We start from the raw sequence: 20806 nt of genomic DNA, 5'->3' as shown, positions 1-20806 counted from the left end.
AGTTTCGCTCGCTTTACGCCGTATTGTCCCGCGTCGGATGCCCCCAATCACTTCGGGTGAACCCCGTGTGAACGGTCGGTGGCTAACGCGCTTTTCACTCACCACGTCATTTACGATAAGAACGCGTGCGCAAAACGCGCGCCAACAACCGTGGTTTAACTGTCAGGGGACCCATGTCTGAACGGCTCAAAGTTCACAACGTCGACACCGATGCTCTGGAGCTTCCAGAAATCACCGCTGAAGGTTTCCGCTCCTCATTGCTTCACCACCTTCAGTACTCAGTAGGTTCAGACCCAGCCCACGCCTCAAAATTCGACTGGCGAATCGCCCTGTCCTACGCAGTGCGCGACCGCGCAATCAGCCCGTGGTTCCGCGCAACCCGCACCACATGGGACACCGACCACAAACGCGTGTACTACCTGTCCATGGAGTTCCTCACCGGACGCCTCCTGGAAGACACCGCCATCAACCTGGGCATTTTCAGCATCGTCAACGAAGCACTGACAAGCCTGGGTCTCGACTTCCATGACATCGCAGAAGACGAACCCGATCCCGCCCTGGGTAACGGGGGACTGGGCCGCCTGGCCGCCTGCTACCTCGAATCCACCGCCACCCTGGCATGCCCCGCGTACGGATACGGCATCCGCTACGAACACGGCCTGTTCAAACAAGGCTTTGACCACGGTGTCCAAATCGAAACACCAGAAGACTGGCAGGCCAACGACAGCCCCTGGAACTTCACCCGCCCCGAAGCGGCCTACCGCGTGCTCTTTGGCGGCCACCTCCAAGACGACAACGGCGCAACAATCTGGGTGCCCGAACAGCACGTCGTCGCAGAATCCCACGACACCCCAATCGTGGGCTACGGCGGCAACTGGGCCAACACCCTACGCCTATGGGCGGCCAAGCCCAGCGCTAAGTACTTCGACCTCAACCAGTTCAACGCCGGACACCTGGCCCGTGCATCATTCGCCGAAGCACTCGCACGCAGCCTGTCCCGAGTTCTCTACCCCAACGACACCACCGACACCGGAAAAGAACTCCGCCTGCGCCAGGAGTACTTCCTCACCTCGGCCTCGGTGCAGGACATTCTGCGTCGCTTCCTCTCCACCCACGACGACCTGCGTCAGCTCCCAGACTTCGCAGCGATTCAAATGAACGACACACACCCGGCGATCGCAGGCCCGGAACTCATCCGCCTGCTCATCGACGATCACGGGTTCGAATTCGAAACCGCCGCTGACATCGCAACACAAGTGCTGGGCTACACCAACCACACACTCCTCCCAGAAGCACTTGAGCGCTGGTCGGTTGACCTTATGCGCCACGTCCTCCCACGCCACATGGACCTCATCGAAAAGATCGAGCACCGCGAAATCGAGCTACACGGTCCACTCGAACCGCCAAGTTCCATCCTCGACGACGGTCACGTGAACATGGGTAGCCTGGCGTTCCTCACCAGCCACCGCGTCAACGGTGTGTCAGCCCTTCACACTGACCTCATTCGCAGTGACCTCTTCCCCGACTTCAACAGCCGCCACCCCGAAAGGATCATCAACGTCACCAACGGGGTGACACCTCGGCGGTGGCTCAAACTTGCCAACCCGGACCTTTCCGCACTTATTACGGAAGCCATTGGCACAGGCTGGGAAACCGACCTTGACCGGCTCACTCAGCTCGCTGAGTACGCGGACAACGACGACTTCCTCACCGCATTTGGCGAAACCAAACACGCGGCAAAAAACCGGCTCGCAGACTGGCTCAACCACCACCACGACATCGACATCCCCGTCACCGGGCTCTTTGACGTACAGGTCAAACGTATCCACGAATACAAGCGCCAGCTGCTCAACATCTTCTGGACTATTGCCCGCTGGCAACGCATCAAGCGCGACCCGTCCGCCGGCTGGGTGCCACGCGTCAAACTGTTCGGTGGGAAAGCTGCACAGAGCTATGTCATGGCAAAGGACATCATCCGCCTGATCAACGACGTCGCAGCAGTGGTCAACAACGACCCAGACACCAAGGACCTCCTCCAAGTGGTGTTCCCACCGAACTACAACGTGTCCATGGCCGAAAAACTCATCCCAGCCGCCGACCTGTCCGAACAGATCTCGACTGCCGGCATGGAGGCCTCCGGAACCGGAAACATGAAGTTCGCACTCAACGGAGCGCTGACAATCGGAACGCTGGACGGCGCCAATGTCGAAATCCGCGAAAAGGTGGGCGCTGACAACTTCTTCCTCTTTGGCATGACCACTGAAGAAGTGGCCCAACGCAGGGAACAACCGGATCACAGCCGAAAGGCCATCGAGGCAAGCCAGCCTATGCGCGACATTCTCCAAGCCGTTGCAGAAGGCACGTTCAGCCCGGACGAACCACACCGTTACGGCGACCTGGTCGACAACATGTGGAACTCCGACTGGTTCCTGGTCGCTAGCGACTTCGACTCCTACGATCAGGCCCAAACCCGAGTCGACGAAGCGTACCAGGACACCCGGGCCTGGCAGAAAGCCAGCGTGCTCAACATCGCGAACATGGGGTACTTCAGTTCGGACCGTTCGGTACGCGAATACATGGCCAATATTTGGAACGTTGATTCAGCGCTGTAACGCTGTAAGCACGAGTGAACTTTGCCTGAACTCGTCGAACTTTTCGTGTGCCCCGTCACCTGCTGTGGTTGAATGACAGTAGGGGCGAGCGACGAGGAGAGAACGTGGCCAGGGATATCACCTCAGATTCGGACGGTGTGACCGAGGTCGGTCCGGCGCCCGCTGAAATCCAGGCTGTCGTTGAAGGCAGGCATTGGGACCCGTTTTCGGTTCTGGGGCCCAGCGCAGACCAGGCCGAGGTCGTGGCCCACATCCCCGGCGCGGAACGTGTGTGGGCAGTCAATGACTCCGAGTCCCACGAACTCAAACCGTACGCGTCCGCACCAACGGTTTTCCACGGGCCATATGTGCCCTACTACCGCTTGCGCATCCAGTGGCCCGGCGGTCATGTAGAGGAACGTCACGACCCGTACCGTTTCAGCCCAGTTTTGGGTGAAATCGACGAATACCTCTTGAGCGAAGGTACCCACCACCAGTTGTGGCGCGCCTTGGGAGCTCACCTCATCACCCACGAAGAAGTCCCCGGCGTCCATTTCGCTGTGTGGGCGCCAAACGCCAAGCGCGTTTCGGTCGTTGGTAACTTCAACAGCTGGGACCACACGGCCCACCCCATGCGCTCCCGAGGTGCTACCGGGGTATGGGAGCTTTTCATCCCTGGTCTGGGGGCGGGGGAGACGTACAAGTACTCCATTCTTGGGGAAAACGGGCAACTTCCCCTGAAGGCCGACCCTGTTGGATTCGGTAGCGAACATGCGCCACACACCGCCTCGGTGGTGCGCGACATCGACGCCCACACCTGGACGGACAGCGACTGGCTGGAGGTCCGCGGAGAAGCCTTTGCCACCTCGGCGCCGGTGAGCATTTACGAAGTCCACTTAGGCTCGTGGAAGCGTGTACGTGACCAGCACGGTGAACGTTTCATGTCCTACCGTGAACTTGCGGACGAACTGGTCGATTACGCCCACCACATGGGATTCACCCACATCGAGATCATGCCGGTGAGTGAGCATCCGTTCGACGGTTCGTGGGGGTATCAGCCAATTGGTCTGTATGCGCCAACCATCCGCTACGGCACCCCGGAGGAGTTTCAAGCGTTTGTTGATGCGGCACACGCGCGCGGCCTGGGCGTGATCGCCGACTGGGTGCCGGGGCATTTCCCCACCGATTCGCACGGCCTGGGCAACTTCGACGGCACGGCCTTGTATGAGCACGCTGATCCACGTCAGGGCTTTCACCCTGACTGGAACACACTTATCTTCAACTATGGCCGTCCAGAAGTGTTGAGTTATCTGGTGTCCAATGCCTTGTATTGGCTCAGCGAGTACCACTTGGACGGTTTACGCGTCGATGCCGTCGCGTCGATGATCTACCTGGACTATTCGCGCAAGGATAACGAGTGGGTGCCTAACCGCGACGGCGGACGCGAAAATTACGAAGCCATCAATTTCCTTCAGCGGACCAACACCGCCGCCTACGGTGCTGACGAATCAGTTGCGATCGTAGCCGAGGAATCCACTGCGTTCCCCGGTGTGACGAAGCCGGTCCACGCTGGTGGCCTGGGATTCGGTTACAAGTGGAACCTGGGCTGGATGAATGACTCCTTGGAGTACTTCGCAAAGGACCCCGTATATCGCAAGTACCACCAGAATCAGCTCACGTTCGGTATGACGTATGCGTATTCGGAAAATTACGTGTTGCCCATCAGCCATGACGAAGTGGTTCACGGAAAAGGGTCCATGTACCAGCGCATGCCTGGGTCACATGAGGACAAGTTGGGCAACCTGAAGTTGTTTTACGCGTACATGTGGGCGTTTCCGGGCAAAAAACTCTTGTTCATGGGACAAGAGTTTGGGCAGCACCACGAATGGAACCACTCAGCCAGCTTGGACTGGAACACCTTGAACGACCCCGGCCATGTGGGCGTTCAGAACGTGGTCCGTGACCTGAACCTGTTTTACCGCGACCAGCCTGCGATGCACGCCCTGGACACGGACCCGCGAGGCTTCCAGTGGCTCCTGCTTGAAGCGGTAGATGACCAGGTCATCGCGTGGATGCGTCGCGGTAATCCCGGAGACCCTCACGTCGTTGTGGTTCTCAACTGCACCCCTGTTGAACGCACCAACTACCGGATCGCGTTCCCCGTGCCTGGTCGCTGGCACGAAGCGCTCAATACCGACTCTTCCCACTACGGCGGGGCCAACCGTGGCAACTGCGGAGCAATTGACACCGAGCCCGTGCCGTGTGGAACAGAAGCCCAATCCGCCCTACTCACCCTGCCCCCACTGTCCGCGATCTACTTTGTTGAGGATCAATCATGAGTCCAACCAGTGTCATCGGAAACTCGAGTGGGGCAGCCCCCCGTTTGACCAGCCAGGCAATGGCCTTTGTTTTGGCCGGAGGCCGTGGATCACGCCTGCAGGAACTCACCGACCGGCGTGCCAAACCAGCCGTACACTTTGGGGGTAAGTCACGCATTATTGACTTCCCGCTGTCCAACGCGGTGAACTCGGGAATCCGAAAGATCGCAGTGGCCACTCAGTACAAGGCACACTCGCTGATCCGGCACCTGCAGCGCGGGTGGGGTTTCTTCCGCGCCGAACGCAACGAATACCTCGACATCCTGCCTGCCAGCCAGCGCGTTGCCGAAACCAAGTGGTACTTGGGAACCGCGGACGCGGTGACCCAAAACATCGACATCGTGGACGACTACAACGTCGAGTACATCATCGTGCTCGCCGGTGACCACGTGTACAAGATGGACTACGAAATCATGCTGCGCCAGCACGTTGAAACCGACGCTGATGTCACGGTTGGGTGCTTGACTGTGCCACGTGAAGAAGCTAGCGCGTTTGGCGTCATGCACACCGACGAAACCGGGCGTATCATCGACTTCCTGGAAAAGCCGGCGGATCCACCCGGAATGCCAGACAACCCTGAACTGGCGCTAGCCAGCATGGGGATCTACGTCTTCAAGTGGTCGTTCCTGCGTGAGCTCCTCCAGGAAGATGCAGAAAACGTGGACTCCAGCCACGACTTTGGCCACGACCTGATCCCGCACATCGTGCAAAACGGGTACGCACACGCTCACAAGTTCAGTGACTCCTGCGTGATGGGTGGCCTGGAAACCGAACCGTACTGGCGCGATGTGGGAACCATCGACTCGTTCTGGCAGACGAACATCGACCTCACGGATTTCATCCCGGCCCTGGACATGTACGACAACTCCTGGCCCATTTGGACGTACTCGGAACTGACCCCACCGGCCAAGTTCATCCACGACGACGAAGGTAGGCGCGGTCAGGCGATCCAATCCCTCATCTCCGGCGACTGTATTATTTCCGGTTCAGACGTGCGCCACTCCCTGCTTTTCACAGGGTCGCGCGTCCACTCATACTCGTCACTCGAACGAGTCGTGGCCTTGCCCCGTGTCCAGATCCACCGGTCGGCACAACTGACCGACTGCGTCCTGGACTCCCGCGTGGTCATTCCCGAAGGCCTAGTTGTGGGGCAGGACCCCGAGGAAGACGCTCGCTGGTTTAGGCGCACGGACAGCGGCGTCGTTCTCGTCACTCAGCCCATGCTGGACCGGCGAGCTGCTGAACTGGGGTTGTGATGGCGCGTCGCGTTCTGTCCGTGGCAAGTGAGTCGGCGCCACTTGTCAAAACGGGCGGTTTGGCCGATGTGGTTGGTGCTCTCCCTTCCGCTCTTCTCCCACTGGGGTGGGAGAGTCGCGTCCTGATGCCGGCGTACCCGGGCTTAGCTGACCGGGCGGACAGCACCAGTGTTCAGTGGGAAACCGATGACCTGTTCGGCGGTCCCGCCCGCGTCCTGTTGGGCACGTTCAACGACGTTGAGTACCTGTTGTTGGACGCCCCGCACTTTTTTGATCGCGAAGGCGGCCCTTACAACGTCGACGGTCACGACTATCCGGACAACCACGTGCGGTTCGCAGCCCTGTCGTGGGTAGGTTCCCGGCTGGCCGTGGAAGGTACCAAGGATGGGTGGGTGCCCGAGGTCGTCCACGCCCACGATTGGCAAGCCGGCTTGGTGCCGTCTTACCTGAAATACGCTGGAACCCCGGTACCAAGCGTGATGACCTTGCACAACATCGCGTTCCAAGGAATTTTTGGCCCCGACCAGTTGGACCGCGTGAACCTGCCTACATGGGACTTCCACCCGGATGCTCTGGAATACCACGGCACTGTCAGCGCGCTCAAAGCTGGCATGGTGCATGCGTCTGCGGTGAACACGGTGAGCCCGTCGTATGCTCGCCAGATCGAGTCGCCAGAGTGGGGTTTTGGTCTAGACGGTGTCATCCGAATGCGCGCGGAACGCGGTGAAATGTTCGGGATTCTCAACGGAATTGACCTACGTGTGTGGGACCCAGAAAACGACCCTCACGTGGTGCCGTATTCGGCGTCTGGCCAAGAAGGCAAGAAGAAAAACCGCAAAGCGCTGATCGCTGAGTTCGGCCTGGCTAAACCACAAGGGCCGCTGTCCGTGGTGGTCACCAGGTTGGCGCACCAAAAGGGAATCGACATGTTGATTGACGCGGTTCCTGAATATGTTGCCCGAGGTGGTTCCCTAGCTGTTCTGGGATCGGGAGATCCCGGGTATGAAAGTGCGCTCCACGACTTGGCCCGCAGGTTCCCTGGTTCTGTGGGTGTACGAATTGGGTATGACGAACCGTTGAGCCACCGCATGTACGCCGGTGGCGATTCCGTTTTGGTGCCGTCCCGGTTCGAACCGTGTGGGCTCACACAAATGTATGGGCTCAGGTACGGAGCCGTCCCTATTGTGGCGGCAACCGGAGGTCTCAAAGATTCGGTGACCCACGCCTCGGCGGAAAACATTGAGGCCAAAACCGCCACCGGAATCACCTTCTCCGATATCAGCACTCAGGGGCTTTCCGAAGCGCTCGCATACTCAACGGAACTATTTGCCCAGAAGAAAGTCTGGCGGTCGATTCTGCGCAGAGGAATGCGCACGCCGGTGGGCTGGGAGTCCTCTGCGTGCGTGTACGCAGAGCTGTTTGAAAGGCTTACCGCGTGACTGAACAAAATTCCCGAGTCAGTGTGGGCCGGTCATGGCCACTGGGGGTAACTCTCACTGAAACTGGTGCAAACGTCGCAGTGTGGGCCCCGGATGCCACCTTGATCGAACTGTGCGTGTTCACTGACGCAGAAGACGAACAGCGAATTGCCGTCCCATACCGTGACGGCGGTGTGTGGTACGCCCACGTCGAAGGAATCACTCAAGGCACGCGCTACGGATTGCGCGCGACCGGACCGCACCAACCTGAAAACGGGCTGCGCTTCAACCCGGCCAAGTTGCTGATCGACCCGTATGCAAAAGCGTTGACCGGGCCTGTGTCGTGGGACGGCCTCATGAACGCATATGCGGTGGGCCCGGGAGACGACATGGTGCAAGACGACCGTGACTCGGCCCCAGTGATACCCAAAGCGATCGTTCAGGGGCCGGCGGAAGGTCCCGACCCTCAGACGAACCGGCCCATTCACCCGTGGAGCGACACGGTCATCTACGAAGCGCACGTGAAGGGCTTGACGCAGCTACACCCGGATATTCCCGAAGACATTCGGGGGACGTATGCCGCCCTGGCGCACCCGGTCATTGTGGAACACTTGAAGAAACTGGGCGTCACGGCTCTGGAGCTTCTGCCCATTCAAACGTTCATTGACGACGAGTTCTTGGTGCGTCAAGACAAGCGCAACTACTGGGGCTACCAGCCCGTAGCGTGGCAGGCCCCTGAGACTCGATACGCACACCGCGACGCGGATGCTGAAATTCGGCATGCGGTTCACACGCTTCACGAAGCTGGAATCGAAGTCATCTTGGACATCGTTTTTAACCACACCGGTGAGGGAAGCGAAATGGGCCCCACCTTGAGCTACCGCGGGCTCAACAACACGGGGTACTACCAGCTCACGGACGGCGGACGGCACTATGTGGACGTCACAGGTACCGGCAATTCGCTCAACCCCGATTCTGACATGGTGATCCGGCTGGTCTTGGACAGCATGCGCCACTGGGTAACTCGATACGGAATCGACGGTTTCCGGTTTGACCTCGCCAGCACTTTGGGTCGCACGGAAGACCACTTCACGCCCAACTCGCCGTTCTTCTACACCGTGCGACAAGACCCTCTGCTAGCGGGAGTGAAACTCATCGCTGAACCGTGGGACCTGGGAATTGACGGCTACCAGTTGGGCCACTACCCGTACCCGTGGAAGGAATGGAACGACAGCTACCGCGACAAAGTCCGGCGCGCATGGCGCGGTGAAAGCTTAGGAACCGCCGACATGGGTTCGTGCCTGACCGGCTCGGCAAACCTGTTTGACCACTCGGGACGTAGCGCGAGTTCCTCGATCAACTTACTGACCGCCCACGACGGCTTCACCCTCAACGACGTGGTGTCCTATAACGACAAACACAACGAAGCTAACGGTGAAGACAACCGCGACGGGCACAACGAAAACGTCTCCGACAACATGGGAGCAGAAGGCCTCACCGACGACCCGGCCATCAACGAGGCCCGTGAGCGTCGAATCCGAGGAATGCTCACAACCCTGTTCGTATCCCAGGGCGTCCCCATGCTGTTAGCAGGTGATGAACTGCGCAACTCGCAAGGCGGAAACAACAACGCGTACGCACAAGACAACGAAATCGGTTGGATTGACTGGACAGAACGCTCCCAGGTTGAGTTCATTTCACGACTGACCGCGATGCGGGCTCGTCTGCCACTTCTGAGACAGAGGAACTTCCTCCACGGTGGTACGCGCGAAGACGGCCACATTGATATCCAATGGTTCAAGGCAGATGGACAGACACCCACCGACGACGACTGGCATGACCCGGAACTCACGGCACTGGGTGTCGAGATCCGAGGTGTTGCAGGCTACCGCTCTGGCGAAGAGCTGACGGGTTGCGTTTTTCTCATCCTCAACGTGGGAGACGAAACGGAGGTGGCCCTGCCTACGCAGACTTCCTGGCACCTCGAACTAGACTCAACAAATGAGGACGCGCACGGGGACTTCACGGATCACTACGTGGCCCCCGCACAGTCCGTCATCGTTTTGTCATCCCCATAAGAAACATGCCATAGAAATAGGAATATGAACCTCTCACCTCACCGTGCTCTACTCGCCACCACCGCCTGCCTGACCCTCGCGCTCGCAGGGTGCGGAAGCGACAACGAGCAACCCTCGAACCCCAACCCTGCAAAGAAACCGCTTGCCACCTCGGCGCCCCCTGCACCTGAACCCAAGGGTGAGGAGGCAGACGCGGACGCCTATCGCGGAATTGTCAAAGGTACCGAGGACAACTACTACTTCAGCAACGCGGACCGTTCGTACTCGTGCACAATCGCGGACACATTCGTGGGGTGCAACTCAAAGAACCTCCCCGACGACGCGCCTGAACTCAAGAATGCATACGGGCAGAAAGAGAAGGCTAACGCTGTTGGGTTTGATTATGGAAAGCCCGCGAAGTTCATTGCCGCAACCAATCCCACGTACACCTACATGGCCACCGAAGAGGCACCCGAAGGTGGCCAGGAACTGCCAGCCGGTGTGAAACTCACCGCCCACGACACCACGTGTACTGTCACGGACGACGGGGGAGTGTCGTGTACCCACAAGGACAACGGGTTCACCGTCACCCCCAAGAAAGCCGACCTTCACTGACATCGCAGAAGTTCCGCATCGATTAGGCTGAAGCTATAGGGCAAAGGAGAGTCATGCACCCACATCAGAAAGAAAATCTGCGCGAATACATCGACAAACTCCGTACCGAAGGCTACACAGTGGTCAACGGGCACACCCCCGACCCTGACCTCATCGACCCGGGCGGACGCGCCGTTGAAACGTGGCGCGAAGGCTACCCATACGACACGTTGATGACCCGTTCCGAGTACGAACAGGAGAAGTACAAACTCCAGATCGAACTCTTGAAATTCCAGTACTACGGGCAGGACAACGGCCTGCGACACGTCCTGGTGTTTGAAGGCCGTGACGCAGCAGGTAAGGGTGGAACCATCAAACGGTTCACAGAACACCTCAACCCACGTGCAGCTCGCGTGGTTGCACTGAACAAACCCACCGAACAAGAGATGGGCCAGTGGTACTTCCAGCGCTACGTCAAGCACCTGCCCACACGCGGTGAAATCGTGATGTTCGACCGTTCGTGGTACAACCGCGCCAACGTTGAACGCGTCATGGGCTTCTGCACCGACAGCCAGTACGAAGAGTTCATGGTGCAGGCGCCACTGTTTGAAAAGATGCTCGTGGAGTCCGGGATCCACCTCACCAAATTCTGGTTCTCGGTGACCGAACACGAACAGCGCACACGTTTTGCAATCCGCCAGATCGACCCTGTTCGCCAGTGGAAGCTGTCACCCATGGACCTGGAGTCCTTGGGTCGCTGGGACGACTACACGGAAGCCAAAGAGCAGACCTTCTTGCGCACCGACACCGACCACGCCCCGTGGATCACGGTGAAGTCCAACGACAAGAAACGCGCTCGCCTCAACGCCATGCGCTACTTCCTCAACTCGGTGGAATACGAAGGTAAAGACACCTCAGTGGTGTACCCGCCCGACCCCAAGATCGTCATCCGTGGTCGCGACGCAGTAGGCGACTAAGGAGTTACGTGTAAGGCCCTCAGAGCTTAATGCTCTGAGGGCCTTCAACATTCGGTGGCTACCTCTAAAGACGTAGGGCCTTAAGGGCGCGAGACTCTAAGCACTCATGCCTGTTTCGCGGCCTCGCGTGCCAGCTTGCGCTTCTTGTGCCCAATGCGACTGATCGCGATCAGCAGGATCGAAATCAGCACCACGAAGGCAGCGACAAAGACTCCCGCGTCAATCCAGAACTGAGGTGGGAACAGGCGAATGAGCGAGTCGTCTAGGTAGAACTGCCAGGTGCCGGAAGCGAAGAACATGTCGTGGAATCCGGTGAAGAACTGCTCCCAACCCAGGAGCGCCACGACCGTGAGAATCGCGAAGAACGTCAGGGTGACAATTCCGGACCAGCGCATCGCGTGGTGGAGGCCAGGGCCGTACTTGCGTCCCAGGTACACCGCTGAAATCAGCGACAGGATCATGCCCACGATCGCGATGAAGAACAAGAGCGTGACCAGGCCCTTCACATCGGACATGTGGGCGATCTCGCCGTCGGTAAAGACAGGTTTTCCGTCGGGGAACACCACATCGGCCAGGTAGCGCGACGAGTCTCCGTTGAACAGGTAGTTCGCCACGTAGGACGCGTAGTGAAGGCGGTCTTCTGAGTGGAAGCCGTACTTATCGTTCGGGAACCACGGGTTGATGAAGTATTCGAACCGCAAGAACATACCGCTTGACGCGATCTTGATGGCAAGCGCCACAAGCATGAACGGCATTGACACAACAATGATCGCCGTTGCGATGAAGTCGAGGAATCCAAAGCGGTGATAGAAACCAGGTTGAGGTGCCGAGGTGGTTGCAGCCGCCGTGGAAGGCGCCGAGGTGGCCGTCGCTGCAGAGGAGCTGCCGGCGGGTACTGCTGTGGGCATGACGCGGGTGGGTTCCTCGCGGTCGACTGGTCGTGCCGACGAGTGTTGGCGTTTGACCGACGTTTCCCGGGTTTTAGCGAGTTTCTGAGTGTCGGTGGAATCCTTAGTGGCCTCGGCGGTGTCCTTTGAGTCAACCTCCGAGGTGTCTGGGGTTTCCGGGGACTTCTTGCCGGGTCCGTCGGAGAGAAGAGCCCACTCTTCGTCGCTGAGCATGCTGGGTTTTTCGGGTGTGCTCTCGCGTGGGAACGCGTCGAACTGCGCGGTCGCTTCGGGGTCGTCGTCCGTTGCGTTCATGCGTCGCGACACGAGGTCGTCAGAGTTCTTGTCAGTAGCCACACACCTATTGTTCGTGGTTTTTGCCAGGCGGTGGGGGATCGACACACCTTTTAGAGCCTGTGGCGAGCAGGGTCACACGCTTATGACAACAGCCCGGTCACAATGACAACGGCAGGGATCGACAGCAACGTGGTGATGAAAACGACGTCACGGGTCACCACCTCGGACTGGCGGTATTTAAGCGCGTTGATGTACACGTTTTGCGCGGTAGGAAGCGTGGACGTCACCACGATCGCTAAGAGCTCATGGCCCGAGTAACCCAAAAGCGGTCCACCGATCAGCCACGCCACGAACGGATGAACGACAAGTTTGAGCACCGTCATGACGGTCAGCTGCGTGCGAGTACCCGGCTGAGGCAACGCCCACCCATCCTTGAGCGAAATCCCAAACGCCATGAGGGTCAGCGGAACTGAGGTCGCACCCAGCATCGCAATCGGGTCGGCTACAACATTAGGCAGTTCAAACCCAGTGATAGACGCGAGCAACCCGGCAACGGACCCAATAAGAATTGGGTTCGTGAACACACGAATGACCGGTCGCCACCACTCGGCTCCCACGGTTCGAGTCGCATCCAGAATCGCAAAACCAATAGGGGCCAACACAATGATTTGGAACAACAAGACTGGCGGGATCGCATTTAAACTGCCCAGCACGTACGTGGCAATGGGGATTCCCAAGTTGCCAATATTGACGTACGACACCGACCAACCAGCCACGGTCGCCTCTCCTAATGAACGACCTCGGGCGCGGGTAAACACGAACATCACCACCGCCATGAGCAGGGCGGACCCGGCCGTGGCAAACAACGCGGGAGTGAACACCTGCGACACCGGGGTGGAGGCAATCGTGGTGAACATCAGAGCCGGAGTTCCCACAAAAAATACGGTGTTCGCCAGCACTTGCTGCCCGTGCGAACCCAGGACACCTGAACGCCCCAAAAGGAAACCGGCCAAAATAATACAACCGATGACCCCGAATCCTTCGAGCGCTCCCAGCATCGTTCTCCTTCCTGCCCACCTAGGTTACGGGGTCATCCACATCTCATGCTTCGAATGTCCACACGGTAGCCTAGAGACGCAATGAACACACCTGGGAAGCGTCGCGGTAGGCGACGAGGCAAAGCACACGCGCAAAACAACCACGCTCTGGTACAGAAACGAATTGAAGCGCGCAAAGCCGTCGACCCTGTATTTCGCTACCCAGAAGAACTGCCGGTCAGTGCCGCCCGAGGTGAAATCGCCCAAGCGCTCAAAGGTCACCAAGTGATTGTGGTTGCCGGGGAAACTGGCTCCGGAAAGACCACCCAGTTGCCCAAACTGTGCATGGAACTGGGGTACGGGATCAACGGGATGATTGGCCACACGCAGCCACGCCGAATCGCCGCCCGGTCTGTCGCCACCAGGATCGCGGAAGAAACCGGGATCGAACTGGGTGAAGGTGTGGGATACCAAGTGCGCTTTACCGCCCATACGGATGACTCCACCCGGGTGAAAGTCATGACCGACGGGATCCTGCTCGCGGAACTCCAGCACGACAAGTATCTGCGCGCCTATGACGTCATCATCATCGACGAAGCCCACGAACGTAGCCTCAACATCGACTTCCTTTTAGGGTTCCTAGCCCGGCTGTTACCCAAACGCCCCGATCTCAAGGTGATTATCACCTCGGCCACGATTGACCCCGAATCCTTCTCCCAACACTTCAAAGATGCCCCCATCGTGAGCGTGTCCGGACGCACCTACCCGGTCGAAATGCGGTACCGGCCACTTGACGGCACCGGAAGTGACGACGACACCGACGGCCCCGGTTCCGACGGCACGTACGACACCGGAACGGCCAACCAGACCGACGGGATCCTCGAAGCCGTCGACGAACTGTCCCGCGAAGAACCCGGCGACATCCTGGTGTTCCTGTCCGGCGAACGCGAAATCCGCGACACCGCCGACGCACTCAACGGCCACCTGCGCACAAAGGGCGCGCGGTACAGCCAGTGGGAGATCGTGCCGCTGTTTGGCCGGCTGTCAGCCGCTGAGCAACAGCGCGTGTTCGCTCCCCACAACTCCACTCGCGTGGTCCTTGCCACCAATGTGGCCGAAACCTCGCTCACGGTGCCCGGCATCAAATACGTCATCGACGCGGGAACTGCACGCATCTCGCGGTACTCGAACCGCACTAAAGTCCAGCGCCTCCCCATCGAACGCATCTCACAAGCCTCGGCCCGCCAGCGCGCCGGACGTGCCGGACGTACCAGCCCGGGAATCTGCATTCGCCTCTACAGCGAAGAAGATTTCAACACCCGCCCGGAGTACACCGACCCCGAAATCCTGCGCACCCACCTGGCCAGCGTTGTCCTCCAAATGCTCACGCTGGGGCTGGTGCAGAGCGAAAACGACATCCTGTCCTTCCCATTCCTCACTCCACCGGACTCCGCCGCCGTGCGTTCCGGTGCCGCGCTCCTGTCCGAACTGGGCGCGATTCGCAAAGACAACGGGCGGTTGCGCCTGACCAAACTGGGACGCGCCCTGGGTGCCCTCCCCATTGACCCGCGTATGGCGCGCATCGTGATGGCCGGCGTGGAATACGGGGTTGCCGCCGAGGTCGTTGTCATCGTGGCGGCGTTGTCCCTGCAAGACCCGCGCGAACGCCCCACCGAGATGCGAGCGCAAGCGGATGAAAAACACTCCCGGTTTGCCCGGCCCGCATCCGACTTCATGAGTTACATCGCGCTGTGGAACTACGTACACGAACAGTCCCAGAAACTTTCCACCTCCAAACTGCGCAAGCTGTGCAAGGACGAATTCATTAACTTCGTGCGAGTGCGCGAATGGATGGACCTGGTCACCCAGCTGTGTACCATGCTCAAGACCGCTGGTCACCCCATTGAGAAGCCCGGTGGGGGATTGGGCGCAGGTGATCAAGACCCTGCGATTCACACGGCGTTGTTGACCGGGCTGCTGTCCTCGATCGGGGCCAAGACCCATAACTCGCCCGACTACTTGGGCGCACGTGGAACTCGGTTTAGGATCTTCCCCGGTTCTGGACTGTTTAAGACCAAACCGGATCTGGTGGTTGCTGCGGAACTCGTTGAGACCTCACGTTTGTGGGCGCGCACCGTGGCGAAGATTGACCCCGACTGGGTGATCAAAGCTGCCGGTCCGCTCATCCGCCACCAGTATTCCGAACCGCACTGGTCAACCAAGAAGGGTCAAGCGTTCGTGTATGACCACACGAGCCTGTACGGGGTCGCGCTGACCTCGGACACCCGGGTGGGGTACGCGCGCATCAACCCGGCTGAAGCCCGTGACATGTTTATTCGCCACGCCCTCATTGACGGCGAATGGAACGAAGACCACGCGTTTGTGCGCCACAACGAAAAAGCGCTCCGAACGGCGCATCAACTGGCCGACCGCATGCGCGACAACCGGTTGCGCGCCGACGACGAACTTCTCTTTGAGTTCTATGACCAGGCTCTTCCAGCTCAAGTGACGTCCGCGCCGTCATTTAATTCGTGGTGGAAAAAGGCCCGCCAAGCCAACCCCGTCGCGCTCAACATCGACCCGGATGCTTTGGTGGCCGGGAACACGCTCGAAGCGCGAGAAACTGCCGCTGCCGCGTTCCCGCTCGAATGGAAACTGCGCGGGTTGCCCCAAAACGTGAAACCCAATGCCAAGTTGCGCTACACGTATGATCCAGGCGCCGACAGTGACGGCGTCACGATCCACCTCAACGAACAGCAGGCCACCCACGCCGACCCCGCACAGTTCACGTGGCAAGTGCCGGGGCTTCGGCTAGAACTCATCACCGCGCTCATTCGCGCGCTCCCAAAAGCAAAGCGCAAATACTTTGTGCCTGCCCCCAATGTGGCGCGTGAACTCAACCAACAGCTCGAACCCTATGAAGGCACGCTCGAAGACGCGGTAGCGCAAGCGCTCACCGCACGCGCTGGCGGAGGAGAACTCACCGACCTCATGCCCATCGACGTCCACGCTCACGACTTCGACACCGAACGTATCCCACCACACTTGCGGATGCGCATCATCGTCCACCAATCTCGCAAGAAACCAAGCCAACTAGCGGAATTCCTCAAGGCCCGAGCCGAATCGAAGAGCCCGACCCCAACCCCACAGGTCGCACCCGCAACTCGGGCAGGCGAGAAACAACGGGGAGCGGGGACGACCTCGGCGTTTACCCCCGTAACAGGCGTGACGAAGTGGCGCTGGGACGGCCTGCCTGCCAAGGGCGCCCTGATAGACCGGGGAACGCACGTGGACCTAGAGGAAGTAGGAGATGCTGGCCGCGCCCGGCTCCTCCATGACCGAGGTGTTGCCCGGCTGATCGCGCACAACTGTTCCGAAGCGCGCGCCTATGTAGTGGGCGGGCTGAAGCAGAGCGACAAACTAGTACTAGCAGCTCAACCGAACGACATTGTGAGCGACTGCGTCTTTAGTGCCGTGTTGGGAATCGTCGCTGAACGTGAACCTGTGCGGGACCGCGATGCGTACTCAGCGTGCGAGCGCGCGGTCAACGACCACATTCTCACGGCGTTGGAACGAACGTTGGCGCACGCCGTTAAGACACTCACAGTGGCGCAGGCGGTGACGAAGCTCATCAGCGCATCGTCGTCACTGGAGATTCTGACCGGACTTACCGATGTGAAAGAACACGTGGAATCGCTCATTCACCCCGGATGGGTCGCTCATGTCCACCCCAAGTTTGTGCACCGTTACCCCGCGTACATGGAAGCCGCGCGGATTCGCACGGAGAAAATGGGGCAACAACCGGCCCGCGACCGGCAGTTCATGGACCGCGTTCACACGGTGCAGGGCGCGATTACTCAACGGGCCCCGGCGTACACGCGCGAAACTGTGGGGTTGTTGCCACTGGTGTGGCAAGACCTTGTGTTCGATGTGGAGGAACTGCGGATCTCACTGTGGGCACCGCAGGTTCAGGCGGCACATCCAGTTTCCGAACAGCGGATCCTCAAAGCACTAAAACAGTGCGCCCGAGAACACCCAGCTTAAAGGCAAAAGTCCGGCTGCCACCAGCGCAATTCCGCTCCACACTAAGCGCCATTTGAAGGTTTTGCGGGCAATAGCAACCCACAAGGCAATGAGGACAGCGCCGATCGCCAGCCACGCGGCAGAGGACAAGAAAAACATGAACGCCAGCACGGGGAAGTCAACGCCCAGTTCCACCATGGGCTTCATGTAGTCGGCTGCTAGAAGCGAAAAGCGCACAGACACGACCAAGAGGGGAATGCTGGCCAGCGCTGCGACCACAACGGGCCATAAGCGGTTGCGGTGAGGGTCGACTCGAACCTTGGAGAACTCTTCCACGCCCTCCACTGTACGGGAGACACCCGGGCACACATAGAATGGTGCGGTGACTCCATCAGACTTCAGCTCCAAAGAAATTCGCACGCAGGCTCAGCGACGTCGTACTTTTGCGGTGATTTCGCACCCGGACGCCGGTAAGTCGACCCTCACCGAGGCGCTGGCCCTACACGCTCGCGTGATTGGGCAGGCGGGTGCAACGCACGGCAAGGCCGGGCGACGTTCGACCGTGTCGGACTGGATGAAGATGGAACAGGACCGCGGAATTTCAATTTCGTCAGCCGCGCTCCAGTTTGAGTACCGCGACACCGTCATCAACCTCATTGACACCCCCGGTCACGCGGACTTTTCGGAAGACACCTACCGGGTGCTGTCTTCGGTCGACCTCACCATCATGCTTGTCGATGCCGCTAAAGGTCTTGAAACCCAGACCATGAAACTGTTCGACGTGTGTAAACACCGCGAGATTCCCATCATCACCGTGATCAACAAGTGGGACCGCCCCGGTATTGACGCGCTCGAACTCATGGATGAAATTGTGCAACGCACCGGAATGGTGCCCACGCCACTGACGTGGCCGGTGGGTCAGTCCGGTGATTTCCGAGGTGTTCTCAACCGTGAGGATGGAACGTACACCAAGTTCACGCGCACGGACGGTGGAGCTACCATCGCCGGTGAGGAATCCATGGACGCAGAAGCCGCTGAAACCCTCGAAGGGGAAGCGTGGACAAATGCGGTAGACGAATCGGACCTGCTTGAACTCGAAGACCAAAACTACGATCAGGAGTCCTTCCTGGCCGGACGCACCACACCTGTCATGTTCGCTTCTGCCGTTCTGAACTTTGGGGTACACAAGATTCTGGACACCCTGGTCGATATTGCGCCACCGGCACATGCCCGGATTGATGTGGACGGGAACCCGCGTGAAGTGGACGCGCCATTTTCCGGTTTCGTGTTCAAAGTGCAGGCAGGGATGGACACCAACCACCGCGACCGTTTGGCATACGTGCGCGTGTGTTCGGGAGTATTTGAGCGTGGCATGGTGGTCACGCACGCAGCCACAGGCAAGCCCTTTGCCACCAAGTATGCTCAACAGGTTTTTGGACGTGACCGCGAAGTCATTGACACAGCGTTCCCTGGAGACGTCGTTGGTCTGGTCAACGCCTCAGCCTTGCGAGTGGGGGATTCGCTGTACCTCGACGAACCCGTGACGTTCCCACCCATCCCGTCGTTCTCGCCTGAACACTTCATGGTGATTCGCGCAAAGGACTCGTCCAAGTACAAGCAGTTCCGCCGCGGAATTGAACAGCTGGACCACGAAGGCGTGATCCAGGTTCTACGTTCAGATCTGCGTGGTGACCAAGCACCTGTTCTGGGGGCTGTGGGGCCCATGCAGTTCGAAGTTGCAGAAGATCGCATGCAGAACGAATTCAACGCCCCGTGCACGCTTGAACGTCTGGCCTACACAATTGCGCGACAGACGGTAAAAGAGGACATCCCCACGCTCGCACGCGAACGCAGTGTCGAAGTCTTGGAACGTTCAGACGGAACTCTGTTGGCTCTGTTTTCTGACAGGTGGAGGCTCCAAGGAGTTGAGCGTGAGCACCCCAACCTGACACTTGAACCGCTGGTTGTGACATAACGCACGCACGGCTGAAGTGCGGGAACAGGAATACCCGCCACACATTGAACGTTAAGATAGAGTGTCCGGTGCCTTTTACGGTGCTTGACGCGGTTGTTTAAAGGAGAGTAAGAGCACAGTGGGAAACCCAATTCGCGTAGCCATCGCAGGGCTCGGAAACTGCGCAACCTCCCTCATTCAGGGAGTCGAATACTACCGGGACGCTCAAGCGGACGAACAGATTCCAGGGCTCATGCATGTTCAGTTCGGTGACTACCACGTCAGCGACCTCGAATTCGTCGCCGCCTTTGATGTTGACGCGAAGAAGGTTGGCCTCGACATCGCTGACGCGATCCTGGCCAGCGAAAACAACACCATCAAGATCGCAGACGTACCATCCACCGGTGTGACTGTGAAGCGTGGGCCCACCCTGGACGGTCTGGGCAAGTACTACCTCGAAACGATCGAAGAGTCTCAAGAAGAGCCGGTCGACGTCGCACAAGTCTTGCGTGACGAAAAGGTCGACGTACTGGTGTGCTACCTCCCTGTCGGTTCCCAAAAAGCGACTGAGTACTACGCACAAGCCTGCATCGACGCCAAGGTCGCCTTTGTCAACGCCCTTCCGGTGTTCATCGCGGGAACTAAGGAATGGGACGACAAGTTCAAAGAAGCTGGCGTTCCCATCGTTGGTGACGACATCAAGAGCCAAATTGGTGCCACCATTACTCACCGTGTCATGGCCAAACTGTTCGAAGACCGTGGAGTCATCCTTGACCGTACGTATCAGCTCAACGTGGGCGGAAACATGGACTTTAAGAACATGCTCGAACGTGAACGCCTGGAGTCAAAGAAGATCTCCAAGACGCAGGCGGTCACCTCTAACACCTCGGCGAAATTAGAAAGTCGCGATGTACACATTGGCCCCAGCGACTACGTTCAGTGGTTGGATGACCGCAAGTGGGCGTTCGTTCGCCTCGAAGGCCGGAACTTTGGCGACGCTCCGGTTTCGCTGGAATACAAACTCGAAGTGTGGGACTCGCCAAACTCTGCGGGAGTTATCATTGACGCGGTTCGGGCGGCAAAGATTGGTTTAGACCGAGGTGTCGGCGGGGCTTTGCTGTCTGCCAGCTCGTACTTTATGAAGTCGCCACCTGAACAACAGAGCGACGACCTTGCACGTCAAGCCGTCGAAGACTTTATCGCTGGTAAAGCTTCCCACTAGGCCTACCACCTGCAGAAACTCGGAACATCGCACTGGTGTTCCGAGTTTTTGTTTGCGTGCACACAGTCTTAGATTTTCCTGTAAAGTTCTGGTTTGCTCTGCGAAAACGCTTAAG

General features: G+C 58.9%; 13 protein-coding genes. 10 read left to right on the top strand and 3 right to left on the bottom strand.

What is annotated here, in order from left to right; translation table 11 throughout:
- Positions 1 to 173 precede the first annotated feature (173 nt).
- From JOE56_RS02610 to ppk2, 7 genes are all read left to right on the top strand, one after another.
- Positions 174 to 2612, top strand: a complete 2439-nt coding sequence (locus JOE56_RS02610) for a glycogen/starch/alpha-glucan phosphorylase (RefSeq protein ID WP_239530348.1) — start codon at positions 174 to 176, stop codon at positions 2610 to 2612.
- 104 nt (positions 2613 to 2716) lie between these two features.
- Entirely contained in the window at positions 2717 to 4930 is a 2214-nt protein-coding gene (gene glgB / locus JOE56_RS02605) for a 1,4-alpha-glucan branching protein GlgB (protein ID WP_204514698.1), read from the top strand.
- Positions 4927 to 6225, top strand: coding sequence for a glucose-1-phosphate adenylyltransferase (gene glgC / locus JOE56_RS02600; protein WP_204514697.1), 1299 nt, complete (start codon positions 4927 to 4929; stop codon positions 6223 to 6225). The genes glgB and glgC overlap by 4 nt, the downstream gene beginning before the upstream one ends.
- Positions 6225 to 7664, top strand: coding sequence for a glycogen synthase GlgA (gene glgA, locus JOE56_RS02595; protein ID WP_204514696.1), 1440 nt, complete (start codon positions 6225 to 6227; stop codon positions 7662 to 7664). The genes glgC and glgA overlap by 1 nt, the downstream gene beginning before the upstream one ends.
- Entirely contained in the window at positions 7661 to 9721 is a 2061-nt protein-coding gene (gene glgX, locus JOE56_RS02590; protein WP_204514695.1) for a glycogen debranching protein GlgX, read from the top strand. Before glgA ends, glgX begins: the two co-directional genes overlap by 4 nt.
- 24 nt (positions 9722 to 9745) lie before the next feature.
- Positions 9746 to 10315, top strand: a complete 570-nt coding sequence (locus JOE56_RS02585; RefSeq protein WP_204514694.1) for a hypothetical protein — start codon at positions 9746 to 9748, stop codon at positions 10313 to 10315.
- Positions 10316 to 10368: 53 nt separating this feature from the next.
- Positions 10369 to 11271, top strand: a complete 903-nt coding sequence (gene ppk2, locus JOE56_RS02580) for a polyphosphate kinase 2 (RefSeq protein ID WP_102237542.1) — start codon at positions 10369 to 10371, stop codon at positions 11269 to 11271.
- A gap of 104 nt (positions 11272 to 11375) precedes the next feature.
- Here ppk2 and JOE56_RS11200 read toward each other — a convergent pair whose 3' ends face one another.
- Together JOE56_RS11200 and JOE56_RS02570 are read right to left on the bottom strand one after the other, a co-directional pair.
- Entirely contained in the window at positions 11376 to 12515 is a 1140-nt protein-coding gene (locus tag JOE56_RS11200; protein ID WP_204514693.1) for a TIGR01906 family membrane protein, read from the bottom strand.
- 80 nt (positions 12516 to 12595) lie between these two features.
- A complete protein-coding gene (locus tag JOE56_RS02570) occupies positions 12596 to 13513 on the bottom strand; it encodes an AEC family transporter (protein ID WP_204514692.1) in 918 nt (305 codons plus the stop codon).
- Positions 13514 to 13594: 81 nt separating this feature from the next.
- Here JOE56_RS02570 and hrpA point away from each other — a divergent pair, with 81 nt between their 5' ends.
- Complete coding sequence (hrpA, locus tag JOE56_RS02565) at positions 13595 to 17536, top strand: ATP-dependent RNA helicase HrpA (protein WP_204514691.1); 3942 nt, start codon at positions 13595 to 13597, stop codon at positions 17534 to 17536.
- Here hrpA and JOE56_RS02560 read toward each other — a convergent pair.
- On the bottom strand, positions 17504 to 17851 hold the full coding sequence (locus tag JOE56_RS02560; RefSeq protein ID WP_204514690.1) for a hypothetical protein: 348 nt from the start codon (positions 17849 to 17851) through the stop codon (positions 17504 to 17506). The two genes, hrpA and JOE56_RS02560, sit on opposite strands and share 33 nt — an antisense overlap.
- Positions 17852 to 17897: 46 nt before the next feature.
- On the opposite strand from JOE56_RS02560, the gene JOE56_RS02555 reads away from it, so the two are divergent.
- A complete protein-coding gene (locus JOE56_RS02555; RefSeq protein ID WP_204514689.1) occupies positions 17898 to 19490 on the top strand; it encodes a peptide chain release factor 3 in 1593 nt (530 codons plus the stop codon).
- 118 nt (positions 19491 to 19608) lie between these two features.
- On the top strand, positions 19609 to 20691 hold the full coding sequence (locus JOE56_RS02550; protein WP_204514688.1) for an inositol-3-phosphate synthase: 1083 nt from the start codon (positions 19609 to 19611) through the stop codon (positions 20689 to 20691).
- Positions 20692 to 20806: the final 115 nt, after the last annotated feature.

It is taken from the genome of Brevibacterium paucivorans (assembly GCF_016907735.1).
GTDB classification, from domain to species: domain Bacteria; phylum Actinomycetota; class Actinomycetes; order Actinomycetales; family Brevibacteriaceae; genus Brevibacterium; species Brevibacterium paucivorans.
Note: the sequence above shows the minus strand (reverse complement) of the source record. Positions and strands in the feature narration are given on the sequence as shown.